The organism is Streptomyces sp. NPDC005820 (assembly GCF_040630255.1).
Taxonomy (GTDB): Bacteria; Actinomycetota; Actinomycetes; order Streptomycetales; family Streptomycetaceae; genus Streptomyces.
Genome location: NZ_JBEXXE010000010.1, coordinates 49,119 through 62,539 on the forward strand (window position 1 = coordinate 49,119; position 13,421 = coordinate 62,539).

A 13,421-nucleotide genomic window follows, 5' to 3' on the forward strand; every position below is an offset into this window, starting at 1 on the left:
CTCACCAGGTCTTGCCGGCCTGCTCCCGGATCGTACGGTTGATGCGGTTGAAGAAGTTGGTCATCGCGATCTCCAGGATGATCGCGTTCAGCTGATCCTCGCTGAAGTGGTCGGCGGCGTCGTCCCAGATCTCGTCGGTCACGCCCGGTGCGCCGTCCTGGAGCCGGGTGGCGGCCTCGGTCAGGGCCAGGGCCGCCCGCTCCTCCTCCGTGTAGAAGGGCGTCTCGCGCCACGCGACCACGTGGTGCAGCCGCTCGTCCGTCTCACCGGCCTTCCGCGCCGACTCGATCGTGGCGAAGACGCACGGGCTGCAGCCGTTGATCTGACTGGCGCGCAGATGGACCAGCGACAGCAGACGCCGGTCGACGCCACCGGCGTGAATCGCCTTGTAGAGGTGCTGGATCGCTGTGATCACATCGGGGTTCGCCGTGCCGTTCACGCGTGCTTCCATCGGTGTGTCTCCCTCATCGGTTACCCGAGCCCCTCCGGGCCCGTCATCCCTGTGACGGAGCGGATCCGAGGAAGGTAACCACATGTCCGACATCAGCCCGGCGGACCCGACGGCCGAGGCGTTCGAGGCCCAGCGAGACCGGCTGCGCGCGGTCGCTCACCGCATGCTCGGATCGCACGCCGACGCCGAGGACGTGGTCCAGGAGGCCTGGCTGCGCCTCTCCCGCCAGGACGCGGCGACCATCCACAACCTGGCCGGCTGGCTGACCACGACGGTCGGCCGGATCAGCCTCGACGTCCTGCGCTCGCGCCGGTCGCGCCCCGAGGCGTCGTACGACGACGACCGTCTGTCCGAGTTCGTCGTGACGCTCGACGACGGTCCGGCTCCCGAGGAGGACGTGGCGCTCGCCGACTCGGTCGGGCTCGCCTTGCTCGTCGTCCTGGAGTCGCTCGGGCCGAGCGAGCGGCTGGCGTTCGTGCTGCACGACCTGTTCGCGGTGCCGTTCGACGAGATCGGCCAGATCCTCGGCAAGTCCACCGCCGCCGCCAAGATGCTCGCCAGCCGCGCCCGCAGGAAGGTACGGGCGCAGGAGCGTCCGGCCGCCGTCGGCCGGGAACAGCGAGACGTGGTCCAGGCCTTCCTGGCGGCGGCTCGCCATGGCGACTTCGAGGGGCTGCTGCGGGTGCTCGACCCCGAGGTGAGGCTGACCGTCGAGACCCCGTCCGGCGTTGTCGTCACCCTCGGCGCCACGAAGGTAGCCGCCGGCGCACGACTGTCCGCGGGCGCGGCCGCACAGGGTCGGAAGGCGCTGGTCAACGGCCTCCCCGGGATCATCTCCTGGCGCGAGGACGGCACCCCGCTCTCGGTCGTCGCGTTCACCGTCGCCGACGGCCGGATCACCGACATCACGATCGTGGTCGACCCGGCCGGGCTCGCGCTGATGGACCTGCCGGAACCGGCGTGAAGCTCACGCCTCCCGAGCGGAGCAGGACGGCCCGCGACTCCGCCATGAGGCGCGGGCTGTTCTGCGGGGCCACCCGGACTATTCCGCCAGTGGCAGGTACACCCGGTTGCCGCTCGCCGCGAACTCCTTCGACTTCTGCAGCATGCCCTCAGCGATCTCCTCGGAGGTCGCCCCCTCGGCCACCGCACCGCCGAACCGCTCCGTGATGCTCTGGCTGATCTTCATCGAGCAGAACTTAGGACCGCACATCGAGCAGAAGTGGGCCGTCTTGGCCGGCTCGGCCGGGAGGGTCTCGTCGTGGAACTCACGGGCCGTGTCCGGGTCGAGGGCCAGATTGAACTGGTCCTCCCAGCGGAACTCGAAGCGGGCGTCGGACAGCGCGTCGTCCCACTCCTGGGCTCCGGGGTGGCCCTTGGCGAGGTCGGCCGCGTGCGCGGCGATCTTGTAGGTGATGACGCCGGTCTTGACGTCGTCGCGGTTGGGCAGGCCCAGATGCTCCTTGGGCGTGACGTAGCAGAGCATCGCCGTGCCCCACCAGGCGATCATCGCGGCGCCGATGCCGGAGGTGATGTGGTCGTACGCCGGAGCGACGTCCGTGGTCAGCGGCCCGAGCGTATAGAACGGAGCTTCATCGCAGATCTCCTGCTGAAGGTCGATGTTCTCCTTGATCTTGTGCATCGGGACATGTCCCGGGCCCTCGATCATGGTCTGTACGTGGAAACGCTTGGCGATCGTGTTGAGTTCCCCGAGCGTGCGCAACTCCGCGAACTGCGCCTCGTCGTTGGCGTCCGCGATGGAGCCGGGCCGCAGGCCGTCGCCCAGCGAGTACGTGACGTCGTAGGCGGCGAGGATCTCGCAGAGTTCCTCGAAGTTCTCGTACAGGAAGGACTCCTTGTGGTGCGCCAGGCACCAGGCCGCCATGATCGAGCCGCCGCGCGAGACGATGCCGGTCTTGCGGTTCGCGGTGAGCGGGACGTACGCGAGGCGCACGCCCGCGTGGACCGTCATGTAGTCCACGCCCTGCTCGGCCTGCTCGACGACGGTGTCCTTGTAGATCTCCCAGGTCAGTTCCTCGGCCCTGCCGTCGACCTTCTCCAGCGCCTGGTACAGCGGCACCGTGCCGATGGGGACGGGGGAGTTGCGCAGCACCCACTCACGGGTGGTGTGGATGTTGCGGCCGGTGGAGAGGTCCATGACCGTGTCGGCGCCCCAACGGGTCGCCCAGGTCATCTTCTCGACCTCCTCCTCGATGGAGGACGTCACCGCCGAGTTGCCGATGTTGGCGTTGACCTTCACCAGGAACCTCTTACCGATGATCATCGGCTCGATCTCCGGGTGGTTGACGTTGGCCGGCAACACCGCGCGCCCCGCCGCGATCTCCTCGCGCACCACCTCCGGAGAAACGTTCTCCCTGAGGGCCACGAACTCCATCTCGGGGGTGATCTCGCCCCTGCGGGCATACGCGAGCTGGGTGACCGCCTTGCCGTCCCGACTCCGGCGGGGCAGTCGCGGACGGCCCGGGAACACCGCGTCGAGATTGCGCAGCCCGCCGCGCGGCGAGGTGTGCTTGATGCCGTCGTCCTCGGGACGGACCGGACGGCCCGCGTACTCCTCCGTGTCACCGCGGGCGATGATCCAGTTCTCACGCAGCGGCGCCAGGCCCCTGCGTACATCGGTGTCGGCGAGCGGATCGGTGTACGGCCCGGAGGTGTCGTACAGCGTGACCGACTGCCCGTTGGTGAGGTGCACCTGGCGGACCGGCACACGCAGGTCGGGGCGAGCGCCCTCGATGTAGCCCTTGTGCCAGCCGATGGACGTCCCGCTCTTCTCGCTGGTCACGTCGGCCGCGTCTGTATCGGCCGCGTTCTGCGTGAAGGCAGGCGTGCGTGCGTCCTTGTTGGTCATGAGACCTACTCCCTACGCCGGCATTACCCGGTAACAGGTTCGGCGGTCGACGCAGCGGCTACCGTCTGCCGACGTTTCATGTGAAACATCACTCGCTCTGGTGACGTTCCACGTGAAACATCGCGAAGACGGAGGTCAGCGCCCTCTCAGCCCGGTGCTCCGAGCTCCCGCGTGTGCAAAGGTGGCTCCACGCTAGCGTCATTTGTGGCGCGGTGAACAGTGGGCCTCTGCCGTTCTTGCGATGATCGGGCGGTGACCACGACACACCAGCCCCCGTATCCGCCCGGCGAGCCGCCTCGCAGGCCCGGCGCCGGTGGCGGCCCTGGTCCGGGACCTGCGAACGCTCCGCAGGGCAGGCCCGTACAAGGACCCGAGGACGACCGCGACTTCGGATTCCCCGGTGGGTTCGACCGCGGTCACGAGGCCGAGCGTGGCCGGCGGCAGCACCAGGATCCCCACTCCGGGCACGCCGGGCACCCCAATCACCCCGGGCACCCCAATCACCCCGGGCACCCCGGGCACGAGCACGAGCACGAGCACGGCCATGGTGCTGCGCACGCTCCGGGCCATGGACAGGGATCCGGTTCCGGAGGCGGGCACGGACACGGGCATGGGCACAGCCACAGCCACGGTCCGGCCGCCCCCGTCTCCCGGCATCTGCGCAAGGTGATCGCCGCCATCCTCATCCCCTTCGGTGCGGCGGTGCTGGTCGGGCTCGTGGTGCTGTGGCCCGGCGGCGCCCCGGCGCACCAGCGCACCGGCGTCGGCTTCGACCGGCAGACACAGCACGCCACGGTGACCAAGGTCGTCAAGGTGAGCTGTCAGTCGGTGAACGCCTCCGGTGGCACCCCGACCGGCGACACCTCCACCGCCGAGGGCTCCTCCGCCGTGCAGCAGGCGAACGGCACCTGCAAGAAGGCCACGATCCGCGTGGACACCGGCGACGACCAGGGCCGTACGTTCACCGAGATCGTCCAGCCGGACCAGTCACGGCAGTTGGAGCAGGGCGAGAAGGTCGTGGTCGCCTACGAACCCTCGGCGCCGAAGGACCTGCAGTACTCGGTCACCGATGTGAACCGCCGGATCCCGATGACGGTGCTGGCCGTCATCTTCGCGGTCGCCGTCGTGGTCGTCGGGCGGCTGCGCGGTGTCATGGCGCTGGTGGCGCTCGCCGTGAGCTTCATGATCCTGAACTTCTTCATCCTGCCCGCGATCCTCCAGGGATCGAACCCGCTGCTCGTGGCCGTGGTGGGGTCCAGCGCCATCATGCTGATCGCCCTGTATCTGTGCCACGGCCTGTCGGCCCGTACGTCCGTCGCCGTGCTCGGCACCCTCATCTCGCTGATGCTGATCGGCTTCCTCGGCTCCTGGTTCATCGACTGGGCCGCGCTCACCGGCAACACGGACGACAACACCGGTCTGATCCACGGGCTGTACCCGTCGATCGACATGAGCGGTCTGCTGCTCGCCGGCATCATCATCGGCTCGCTCGGTGTCCTCGACGACGTGACGGTCACCCAGACGTCCGCGGTCTGGGAGCTGCACGAGGCCAACCCGGCGATGGGCTGGCGCGGGCTGTACCGGGCCGGCATCCGGATCGGCCGCGACCACATCGCGTCCGTGGTCAACACACTCGTCCTCGCCTACGCCGGTGCCGCCCTGCCGTTGCTGCTGCTCTTCTCGATCGCGCAGAGCAGCGTCGGCACGGTCGCCAACAGCGAGCTGGTGGCCGAGGAGATCGTGCGCACTCTCGTGGGCTCCATCGGCCTGGTGGCGTCGGTGCCGGTCACCACCGCCCTCGCGGCTCTCGTGGTCGCGGCCGACCGCCCGGAACCGGGCACGGCGGCCGCGGCCGCACCGGCGCCCGAAATGGCTCCGGCAGGCGCGCCGGCGGCAGGCCCCGCCCAGCCCCGCGGCGGCCGGGGGAGACGGCGCAAGCACTGACGACAGGGGTGCGGGCGCCGGAGAAGCGCCCGCACCCCTGAAAGAAGAAGCGTTCCTGCGCGGCCCCACCCCCCTGGCGAAGCGTTCCGCCAGTGCCGGCCGTCGGCCTGTCAGCCGGTGCTCTGCTCCTCCGCGAGGATCCGGTCCAGCGCCTCGTCGAGATGGGCGTCGAAGTCGGCGAGCGCACCCTCCTGGCCCAGCGGGACCAGCTTGTCGGTGCGGTCCAGGAAGGCCACCAGCGGAGCCGCCGAGGACCGGAACAGCGCCTGGTCACCTCCCACCTGAAGCCGGATCAGCACCTCGCCGAGCACATCGGGGTCCACGGGCGAGACCCGGACGTCCCCCTCCCCGCACGGCCTGCCCACCCCGTCGATCAGCAGCTCGCGCCCGAACGCCCAGGTCACCGGCGCGTCACCGGGAAGGTGGAAGGTGAGCCGTACGGCATAGGGATCGCGCGACTCATAGCCCAGTTCCACCGGGATGCGGAACGAGAGCTCCTCGGACACGAGGAAGCTCATCATGACTTCTGCCTGAACTGCCTGTACGGACTCGCGCATCGCGTTACCCCGTCATTTGCCGTCGAATGGCCGGTAATCAACCCCTGACACTGCACCGCATCTTGCTGAACGTACACAACAGATCACAAGGAGTGAGTTTTCACATACTGATAGAGATCGCGATTGACCCCAACTTGCTCCCGATCTGGCTCTGCAACTGCCGTGCCGCCGGGAGCAGCCGGTCGGCCTGACGGGCGGGCAGGGAGATGGCCATCGTCGCCACCGTGGCGCCCACGGTGATCGGAACCGCGGCGCACACCGTGCCCAATGCGTATTCCTGCCTCTCCACGACCGGTTCCATGCGCCGGGTTCGCTCCAGGCGTCGTAGCAGGGTGTGGTCGTCACGCACGGTGTACGGGGTGATCGACTGCACGGGATGGCGGTCCAGGTGGTCACGGCGGGCGGACTCGTCCATCTGGGACAGCAGACACTGCCCGATGGCGTGGGCGTGCGCGGTCTCACGGAAGTCGGCCCACTCCTGCACCGCCGGATTGCCGGGGGTGTCGGAGACACACATGATCTCGATCTCGCCGTCACGGTAACGGGCGTAGTACACGGGGACACCGATCGAATCACGCCACTCGGCGAGGGTGTCGGCGACCGTGCTGCGACGTTTCTGCTCGGCTCCGCTACTGGCCAGCCGCTCGGCCGCCTCGCCGAGGAAGAACAGCCCCTTGTCCCGGCGCAGATAGCCCTCGTACACGAGGGTGCGCAGCAGGTGGTAGGCCGTGGGGAGCGCGAGGCCGGTCTCCCGGGCCAGTTGCTTGGCGGGAGCGCCGTACTCGTGCTCGGCGACGGACTCCAGCAGACGCATCGCGCGCTGCACAGAGCCGATCAGCGTCATGGCGGGGTTCGGCTGCGTCGTCGCGGGACGGGGCTGCTCGGGGAGTCCCGTGCCCGAAGGGCGCTGGAGCGGGGGCGTGGGGGCACGCGGGGCGGAGGGTGCGTGGGGTTCCGGGGATGCGGTGTCGACCAGGGCCAAGGGGTCACTCCCGAAGCGCGAGGGGGCGGCCCGTGCGGGGAGACACGGGAGGGGGGTGTACGCCGCTCGCGGGGTTCTTCCCCGCGTCGAGTTCCGGACTTTAACCGCCCGCCACCGCCCGGGAACCGGCCCTGCCCGAAACTTCCCCCAGCCGAGGGAACAGGTGATTCCTGTTACCGCTCAGCGTCCTCCCGTGCCAGTCACCAGTCTCCGCGCGAGGAGGAACCCGCCATGAACTTCCGTACGACGTAGACCAGTCCACCGACCAGGGCCACGAAGATCAGCACCTTGAACAGGAGCCAGACCAGGAAACCCACGACGTTGGCTATCAGGCCGCCGAAGACGACCAGGGCGATGACCGGCACCGCCACCCACTTCACCCACCACGGCAGTCCCGCGAAGATCTCTCGCATCGCCTTCGTCCTTGTCCTCGTCCGGCCCGAACTCCTGTGAGTCCGGATGCTTCCGATGTCCTGCCGTCGATGCTAGGTCCGCGAAGGGGTCCGGCGGGGGCCCGGCGCCCCTTGTCCTCCCCTGATCGATCCCCTAGGGAACCCGGAGCGCCGGATCAGGCCTCAGGCGGAGAGAACACCACCAGAACCCGCAGGTCCTCGCTGATGTGGTGGAACTTGTGGGCCACGCCGGCCGGGACGTACACCACACTGCCGCGCGCGACCTGGGTGGTCTCCAGCCCGACGGTGATCGAGGCACGGCCGCTGACGACGAAGTACACCTCGTCCTGGTTGTGCGGGTTCTGTGGATCGTGTTCCCCGGCGTTGAGCGCGTACAGGCCCACGGACATGTTCCGCTCCCGCAGAAACTGCAGGTAGGCCCCGTCGTTGGAGGCCCGCTCCGCCTCCAGCTCGTCCAACCGGAATGCCTTCATCGTGTTTGTCCGCCCTCGCCCGGTGCCCGTTGCCGATCTCTCTGCCACGATCAGACACATGAAGAATTTCGTAGTCAAGACGATCGCCAACGCGGGTGCCCTGGCGGTCGCCGTCTGGGCGCTGTCCGGCATAACCCTGTCCGGTGCCGACAAGGGCAAGGAGATCGTCACCCTCCTGGTCGTCGCCCTGCTCTTCGGCCTGGTGAACTTCCTGGTCAAGCCGATCGTGAAGGTGCTGACCTTCCCGCTGTTCATCCTGACCCTCGGTCTGATCACCCTGGTCGTCAACGCCCTGATGCTGCTGCTGACCTCCTGGCTGGCCGACGTGGTCGACCTGAGCTTCCACGTCGACGGCTTCTGGACCGCGATCGGCGGCGGCCTGATCGTCTCCGTCGTCTCCTGGGCGCTCAACGTCGTCCTGCCCGACGGGGACTGAGCCCTCGATGACCTACCGCGTCTGTTTCGTCTGCACCGGCAACATCTGCCGCTCGCCGATGGCCGAATCGGTCTTCCGCGCGCGGGTGGCCGAAGCCGGTCTCGACGGGCTGGTCGAGGTCGACAGCGCCGGCACGGGCGACTGGCACGAAGGCGAGGGCGCCGACCCGCGCACCCTCTCCGTCCTGGAGCAGAACGGCTACGCCCTCGACCACACGGCCCGGGTGTTCCGGCCGTCCTGGTTCGCCCGCCTCGACCTCGTGCTCGCCCTGGACGCCGGACACCTCAAGGCCCTGCGCCGCCTGGCGCCCACCGCGCAGGACGCCGGGAAGGTGCGTCTGCTGCGTTCCTACGACCCCGCGGCCCGGGACGACCTCGACGTGCCCGACCCCTACTACGGCGGCCGGGACGGCTTCGAGGAGTGCCTCGGGATGGTGGAGGCGGCGGCCGTCGGCCTGCTGACCGCCGTACGCGAGGAACTGGAAGGACGACGGGCATGAGCGACTCCGCCCCACCCGAAGGCCTCCCCGGGGACGCCGGGGAGGGCACGCGCGCGGTACGGGCCGGGCTGCCCGAGCCGGTGAAGTACGAACCGACCCTGCCGGGCCCGGTGTTCGCCGCGCACTACCACCTGCCGGGCGAGCCGACCGGGCCGTACACCTACGGCCGCGACGAGAACCCCACCTGGACCCGGCTGGAGCGGGCCATCGGCGAGCTGGAGGCACCGGGGCGGGACGACGTCGAGACGCTCGCCTTCGCCTCCGGCATGGCCGCGATCTCGGCGCTGCTCTTCTCCCAGTCGCGCTCGGGCGACACCGTCGTCCTGCCCAGCGACGGCTACCAGGCGCTGCCCCTGGTACGCGCCCAGCTGGAGGCGTACGGCGTCGAGGTGCGGACGGCCCCGACCGGCGGCGACGCCCAGCTCGACGCCCTCGACGGCGCCCGGCTGCTGTGGATCGAGTCGCCGTCGAACCCCGGCCTCGACGTGTGCGACATCCGGCGGCTCGTCGAGGCGGCACACGCGCGTGGCGCCCTCGTGGCCGTCGACAACACGCTCGCGACGCCGCTGGGACAGCGCCCGTTGGAGCTCGGCGCCGACTTCTCCGTGGCCAGCGGCACCAAGCAGCTCACGGGGCACGGCGACCTCCTCCTCGGATATGTCACCGGGCGGGCCGGCGAGGCGATGACCGCCGTACGACACTGGCGGAAGATCGTCGGGGCGATCCCCGGGCCCATGGAGGCCTGGCTGGCGCACCGCTCTCTCGCCACGCTCCAGCTGCGCGTCGACCGGCAGGCCGCCAGTGCGCTGGCCGTCGCCGAGGCGCTGCGGGGCAGGCCTGAGGTGACCGGGCTGCGCCATCCCGGCCTCTCCGACGATCCCGCCCACGCGGTGGCCGCCCGGCAGATGCGGCGCTTCGGGTGCGTGGTGTCGTTCACGCTGCCCACGCGTGCGCGTGCCGAGCGTTTCCTTCAGGCGCTGCGACTCGTGGACGACGCGACCAGCTTCGGCGGAGTGCGCTCCACCGCCGAGCGGCGTGGGCGCTGGGGCGGCGACGCGGTGCCGGAGGGCTTCATCCGGCTGTCGGTGGGCGCCGAGGACCCCGAGGACCTGGTGGCGGATGTGCTGCGTGCGCTGGGGGAGTCGGCGTCATGACCGGTTTACGGACGCCCTCGTGGTGTCCCCCTCGGTGCGACGGACGGTCCGAGCCTCCCCCCTCGTGGCTCGGACCGTCCTCGGTTCTGCGCGCGAAGAACCGCGCGAACAAGGCTAGTTGACTCTGTGTCAGTGTCCAATCACAGTAGCGACAGAGACCTATCGACATATTTATAGGTGAACCCTGCCCCCGAGCCGGGACGAAGGCGGGTAGAGGCAGGAGGACGCCCCGTGGATCTGGCCTTGCTGCGCACCTTCGTGACCGTGCACCGGGCCGGCTCCTTCACCCGCGCCGCAGCCCTGCTGGGCCTGTCCCAGCCTGCCGTCACCTCACAGATCCGCACGCTGGAACGGCAGCTGGGCCGCCCCCTGTTCCTGCGTCAGGCGCGCGGGGTGACCCCGACGACCATCGGGGACGAGCTCGCCCACAAGGCCGCCCCGCACCTCGACGCCCTGGTGGAGATCACCGGGACCGGCCTCGACGACGCGTCCTCCCTGCGGTCCCTGCACCTCGCCGGGCCCCCCGAGTTCACCGCCGAACGGGCCCTGCCGGCCCTCACCGAGCTAACCGGCGAGGACGGTCAGGGACTCGCTCTGCGCGTCTCCTTCGGCACCGCCGAGGAGGTCCTCGAAGGACTCGCGGCCGGCCACACCGACCTCGCCATCAGCACGGCACGGCCACGCGGCGCCCTGCTCACGGCCACCCCGCTGTGCGACGAGGAGCACGTCCTGATCGCCGCCCCTCAGTGGGTGGAGCGGATCGACCCGGGGACACTGCGCCGCAAGGGCGCTTCGGCGCTGGAGAACCTCCCGGTCGTCGAGGTGCACGAGTCGCTGCCGCTCGTCTCCCGCTACTGGGCCTCCGTCTTCGACTCCCGCCCCGCCGCCTCCGGCACCGTGATCGTTCCCGACCTGCGTGCCGTGCTCGCCTGCGCCGTCGCGGGCGCCGGGCTCGCGGTGCTGCCCCGCTATCTGTGCGCGGCCGCCCTGGAGCGCGGTGACGTCGTCGCGCCGCACGAGCCCGCGGTGCCGCCGCTGCGGACGTATGTGCTGGCGGTGCGGACCGGCACCCTGGCGATGCCGCATGTCGCACGCGCCCACGAATGGCTGCTGGGGGCGGCTGCCGAGTGGTGCTGAGCGGACTTCGAGAGGACTTCCCGGCGGCATCACCGAGTGCGCTCCCCCGGTGACGTTTCGCGATGTTTCACGTGGAACATGCGGGGCCACATTTCTCCCATGACCGTCCGACCTGTGGTCAAGCGCACCGCCCGTGCCGTTCTGCTGGACGGCGACGACCTCATCCTGATCAAGCGCACCAAGCCCGGGGTGGACCCGTACTGGGTCACGCCTGGTGGCGGCGTCGAACCGGATGACGCCACCGTCGTCGACGCCCTGCACCGCGAGGTGCACGAGGAGCTCGGCGCGAAGATCACCGATGTGGTTCCCTGCTTCGTCGACACCGTCGAGCACATCGGCGAGGACGGCGGCGCGACCGGCGTCAAAGTGCAGCACTTCTTCGTCTGCCGTCTGGAGTCCATGGACCCCTCCCTGCGGCACGGCCCGGAGGTCGACGAGCCCGCCGGGGAGTACGAGATCGTCTGGGCGCCGTTCACCCGGGTGGGCATCGCGTCCGTCCATCTCGTGCCGCTGTCGCTGCGCCACTACCTCGACGGCAACATCGAGGGCGTACGGGCCATGCACGCGCCCGATCTCGGGTGAGTCCGTAGGCCCGCTCCGTCGTCAGCTGCCGGAGGCGACGAGCTCCTCGACCGAGTCGTGCCATATGCGCTCCACGGGGAAGCCGACACCGCGCAGGGCGTCCACTCCGCTGCGGATCATGCCGGGCGGACCCGAGACATAGGCGTCGTACGCGGTCCAGGGCCCGAAGGTCCGGATGGCGTCGGGCAGCTGGAGCAGACCGTCCCGGTCGACCACCGGATGGACCTCCAGCCACGGGTGTGCCTGCTGCAGCCTGAGCATCGTGTCGATGTCGTACAGGTCGTGGTCGCTGCGGGCGCCGTAGAACACCTCGACCGGACGGCGAGCGCCGTGCTCGGCCACGTCCTCGACCAGCGCCTTGATGGGCGCTATGCCGGTGCCGCCGCCCAGGCAGAGCAGCCCGCTGTCCCGGGTGTGGTCGACGGCCATCGAGCCGGCCGGCGGTCCGAGCCGTACGACGTCGCCGGGCCGGGCGCGGTGCACCAGGGCGTTGGAGACCCAGCCGGCCGGGACCGCTTTCACATGGAAGGTCAGAAGGCCGTCGGACCGGGGCGCCGAAGCGAACGAATAGTGCCGCCAGATCCGCGGCCACCACGGTGTCTCGAGGCTCGCGTACTGCCCGGCGCGGAAGGGATACGGCTGGTCGGGGCGGAGGGTGAGGACGGTGACGTCCGGCGTCCTGAGGTCGTGGGAGACGACCTCCGCCTGCCACCAGGCCGGAGCGCGCAACTCGTCCGCGGCCGCCGCGTCGATCATGACCTGCGAGATCGTCGTGTACGCCCGGATCCAGGCGGCTTCGGTCTCGGCGTCCCAGACGGCGTCGGCGTACTTGTTCAGCGCGCCGATGAGGCACTCGCCGACGGCCGGGTAGTGCTCGGCCCGGGTGCCGTACTTGCGATGGCCACGGCCGAGGTTCTGGAGGTACTCGACGAGGACCGGGGTGTTCTCGATGTGCTCGGCGGCGGTCAGCAGCGCCTTGAGCAGCCGGTCGCGCTGGGCGTCCATCGCCGGCGGGAAGAGCGGGCGCAGTTCGGGGTGGCGGACGAACAGCAGGGCGTAGAAGTACGAGGTGACCTTGTCGGCGACCGGGCCCACCTCGGCCATGGTCCGACGGATGAGGACGGCGTCCGGAGAGGCCTCCCGGGCGGGGGCGGGGGCCGGACGCTGGGCGGGGACCACGGGATCGGTGGCCGGGAAGGGCCGCGGGGCCTCGGCGGGCGCGGAGGGGCGCGTCACCGAGGGTTTGGGGGCTTCGGTCGGCCCCGGCAGGTAGGGGGCGGCCGGCGCGACCCGCTGCGGAGGTGCCTCGGCCGGCATGGTCGCTCGCGCCGGGACGGGCTGTGGGGCCTGGAGGGGAGCGCGGGGATCGGCGGGAGGCTGCGGGTCCTGCGGCGCTGGGGGCTGTCCGAGGGCGTCAGGGCCCACGACCGGCGCTGGGGCCGCCATCGGCACCACAGGGGCGCCTGACGGGCCGTAGGGGCTCTGTGACCCCGTTTCCGGCCGCCGCCCCGCATCCGCGTCCCGGCCCTGTCCTGCGTCCAGGGGAGCGTTCTGAGGCGAGTCGCCGTCGGCCCGCCGGGAGTCCCGGTCGGCCTGGGGCGTGCCACGGCCCACCGGGCGCAGTGCGGCCAGGCGGCGGCCGTCCGACGCCCCCTGCGATCCTCCGACGGCCGGATCGGGCTGTTTACGCGGCGAGAACCATCCTTCCCCGCCGCCGGACGTGCCGTTGTCGGCCGACTTGGTGGTCGGAGCGTCCATGGTCTGCCTCGCCTCGAACATCTTTCGGTCGGTCTGCGCACTTCCCGGCTCGGAAGGTGCCTGCTTCCCCCGCAAACGGCTTGCTTTTCCGTTCGGTTCCGCACGCACACAGGCAACGCGCACACCGGAAATGCGGGTCTTCGGTCTTGTGCGCCCAGCCCCGCAC

At 70.3% G+C, this 13,421-nt stretch carries 14 protein-coding genes and 1 riboswitch; of the genes, 7 read left to right on the forward strand and 7 right to left on the reverse strand.

Annotated elements, in window-relative coordinates; genetic code table 11:
* Window position 1: 1 nt before the first annotated feature.
* The gene (locus ABZ464_RS14180) at window positions 2–451 is read right to left on the reverse strand and encodes a carboxymuconolactone decarboxylase family protein (RefSeq protein ID WP_359275736.1); all 450 of its coding nucleotides are present in this window, start codon (window positions 449–451) and stop codon (window positions 2–4) included.
* Window positions 452–533: 82 nt separating this feature from the next.
* On the opposite strand from ABZ464_RS14180, the gene ABZ464_RS14185 reads away from it, so the two are divergent.
* Entirely contained in the window at window positions 534–1,415 is an 882-nt protein-coding gene (locus ABZ464_RS14185) for a sigma-70 family RNA polymerase sigma factor (RefSeq protein WP_359275739.1), read from the forward strand.
* Between the two features lie 78 nt (window positions 1,416–1,493).
* Here the strand turns inward: ABZ464_RS14185 and thiC are convergent, their stop codons facing one another.
* Complete coding sequence (gene thiC / locus ABZ464_RS14190; RefSeq protein WP_359275742.1) at window positions 1,494–3,320, reverse strand: phosphomethylpyrimidine synthase ThiC; 1,827 nt, start codon at window positions 3,318–3,320, stop codon at window positions 1,494–1,496.
* Window positions 3,313–3,501, reverse strand: a riboswitch (TPP riboswitch). Its footprint overlaps the gene before it by 8 nt.
* Before the next feature lie 71 nt (window positions 3,502–3,572).
* Here thiC and ABZ464_RS14195 point away from each other — a divergent pair.
* Window positions 3,573–5,264, forward strand: coding sequence for a YibE/F family protein (locus tag ABZ464_RS14195; RefSeq protein WP_359275744.1), 1,692 nt, complete (start codon window positions 3,573–3,575; stop codon window positions 5,262–5,264).
* Between the two features lie 110 nt (window positions 5,265–5,374).
* Here ABZ464_RS14195 and ABZ464_RS14200 read toward each other — a convergent pair whose 3' ends face one another.
* From ABZ464_RS14200 to ABZ464_RS14215, 4 genes are all read right to left on the reverse strand, one after another.
* A complete protein-coding gene (locus tag ABZ464_RS14200) occupies window positions 5,375–5,821 on the reverse strand; it encodes an SsgA family sporulation/cell division regulator (RefSeq protein ID WP_059202881.1) in 447 nt (148 codons plus the stop codon).
* Between the two features lie 100 nt (window positions 5,822–5,921).
* Complete coding sequence (locus ABZ464_RS14205; RefSeq protein WP_359275747.1) at window positions 5,922–6,803, reverse strand: IclR family transcriptional regulator C-terminal domain-containing protein; 882 nt, start codon at window positions 6,801–6,803, stop codon at window positions 5,922–5,924.
* Between the two features lie 200 nt (window positions 6,804–7,003).
* Window positions 7,004–7,216, reverse strand: coding sequence for a DUF5326 family protein (locus tag ABZ464_RS14210; protein WP_359275750.1), 213 nt, complete (start codon window positions 7,214–7,216; stop codon window positions 7,004–7,006).
* Window positions 7,217–7,371: 155 nt separating this feature from the next.
* Window positions 7,372–7,689, reverse strand: coding sequence for a cupin domain-containing protein (locus ABZ464_RS14215; RefSeq protein WP_055635821.1), 318 nt, complete (start codon window positions 7,687–7,689; stop codon window positions 7,372–7,374).
* A 58-nt stretch (window positions 7,690–7,747) separates the two neighbouring features.
* Between ABZ464_RS14215 and ABZ464_RS14220 the strand changes: the two genes are divergently transcribed.
* The 5 genes from ABZ464_RS14220 (at window position 7,748) to ABZ464_RS14240 (ending at window position 11,497) form a co-directional block, all read left to right on the forward strand.
* Window positions 7,748–8,125 carry a phage holin family protein gene (locus ABZ464_RS14220; RefSeq protein WP_359275752.1) on the forward strand — a complete coding sequence of 126 codons (378 nt, stop codon included), beginning with the start codon at window positions 7,748–7,750 and terminating at the stop codon, window positions 8,123–8,125.
* Between the two features lie 7 nt (window positions 8,126–8,132).
* Window positions 8,133–8,624, forward strand: coding sequence for a low molecular weight protein-tyrosine-phosphatase (locus tag ABZ464_RS14225; RefSeq protein WP_359275755.1), 492 nt, complete (start codon window positions 8,133–8,135; stop codon window positions 8,622–8,624).
* Window positions 8,621–9,778 (forward strand): cystathionine gamma-lyase, encoded by a 1,158-nt coding sequence (locus ABZ464_RS14230; protein WP_359275756.1) that lies wholly within the window; start codon window positions 8,621–8,623, stop codon window positions 9,776–9,778. Before ABZ464_RS14225 ends, ABZ464_RS14230 begins: the two co-directional genes overlap by 4 nt.
* A gap of 231 nt (window positions 9,779–10,009) precedes the next feature.
* A complete protein-coding gene (locus tag ABZ464_RS14235; protein ID WP_359275759.1) occupies window positions 10,010–10,915 on the forward strand; it encodes a LysR family transcriptional regulator in 906 nt (301 codons plus the stop codon).
* Window positions 10,916–11,014: 99 nt separating this feature from the next.
* A complete protein-coding gene (locus ABZ464_RS14240) occupies window positions 11,015–11,497 on the forward strand; it encodes an NUDIX hydrolase (RefSeq protein WP_359275761.1) in 483 nt (160 codons plus the stop codon).
* Between the two features lie 21 nt (window positions 11,498–11,518).
* Here ABZ464_RS14240 and ABZ464_RS14245 read toward each other — a convergent pair whose 3' ends face one another.
* Window positions 11,519–13,276, reverse strand: a complete 1,758-nt coding sequence (locus ABZ464_RS14245; protein WP_359275764.1) for a globin domain-containing protein — start codon at window positions 13,274–13,276, stop codon at window positions 11,519–11,521.
* Between the last annotated feature and the right edge of the window lie 145 nt (window positions 13,277–13,421).

Coding starts and splice junctions, on each gene's coding strand:
- ABZ464_RS14180 (WP_359275736.1), bottom strand. CDS start 451: ATGGAAGCACGCGTGAACGGCACGGCGAACCCCGATGTGATCACAGCG.
- ABZ464_RS14185 (WP_359275739.1), top strand. CDS start 534: ATGTCCGACATCAGCCCGGCGGACCCGACGGCCGAGGCGTTCGAGGCC.
- thiC (WP_359275742.1), bottom strand. CDS start 3,320: ATGACCAACAAGGACGCACGCACGCCTGCCTTCACGCAGAACGCGGCC.
- ABZ464_RS14200 (WP_059202881.1), bottom strand. CDS start 5,821: ATGCGCGAGTCCGTACAGGCAGTTCAGGCAGAAGTCATGATGAGCTTC.
- ABZ464_RS14210 (WP_359275750.1), bottom strand. CDS start 7,216: ATGCGAGAGATCTTCGCGGGACTGCCGTGGTGGGTGAAGTGGGTGGCG.
- ABZ464_RS14215 (WP_055635821.1), bottom strand. CDS start 7,689: ATGAAGGCATTCCGGTTGGACGAGCTGGAGGCGGAGCGGGCCTCCAAC.
- ABZ464_RS14220 (WP_359275752.1), top strand. CDS start 7,748: ATGAAGAATTTCGTAGTCAAGACGATCGCCAACGCGGGTGCCCTGGCG.
- ABZ464_RS14225 (WP_359275755.1), top strand. CDS start 8,133: ATGACCTACCGCGTCTGTTTCGTCTGCACCGGCAACATCTGCCGCTCG.
- ABZ464_RS14230 (WP_359275756.1), top strand. CDS start 8,621: ATGAGCGACTCCGCCCCACCCGAAGGCCTCCCCGGGGACGCCGGGGAG.
- ABZ464_RS14240 (WP_359275761.1), top strand. CDS start 11,015: ATGACCGTCCGACCTGTGGTCAAGCGCACCGCCCGTGCCGTTCTGCTG.
- ABZ464_RS14245 (WP_359275764.1), bottom strand. CDS start 13,276: ATGTTCGAGGCGAGGCAGACCATGGACGCTCCGACCACCAAGTCGGCC.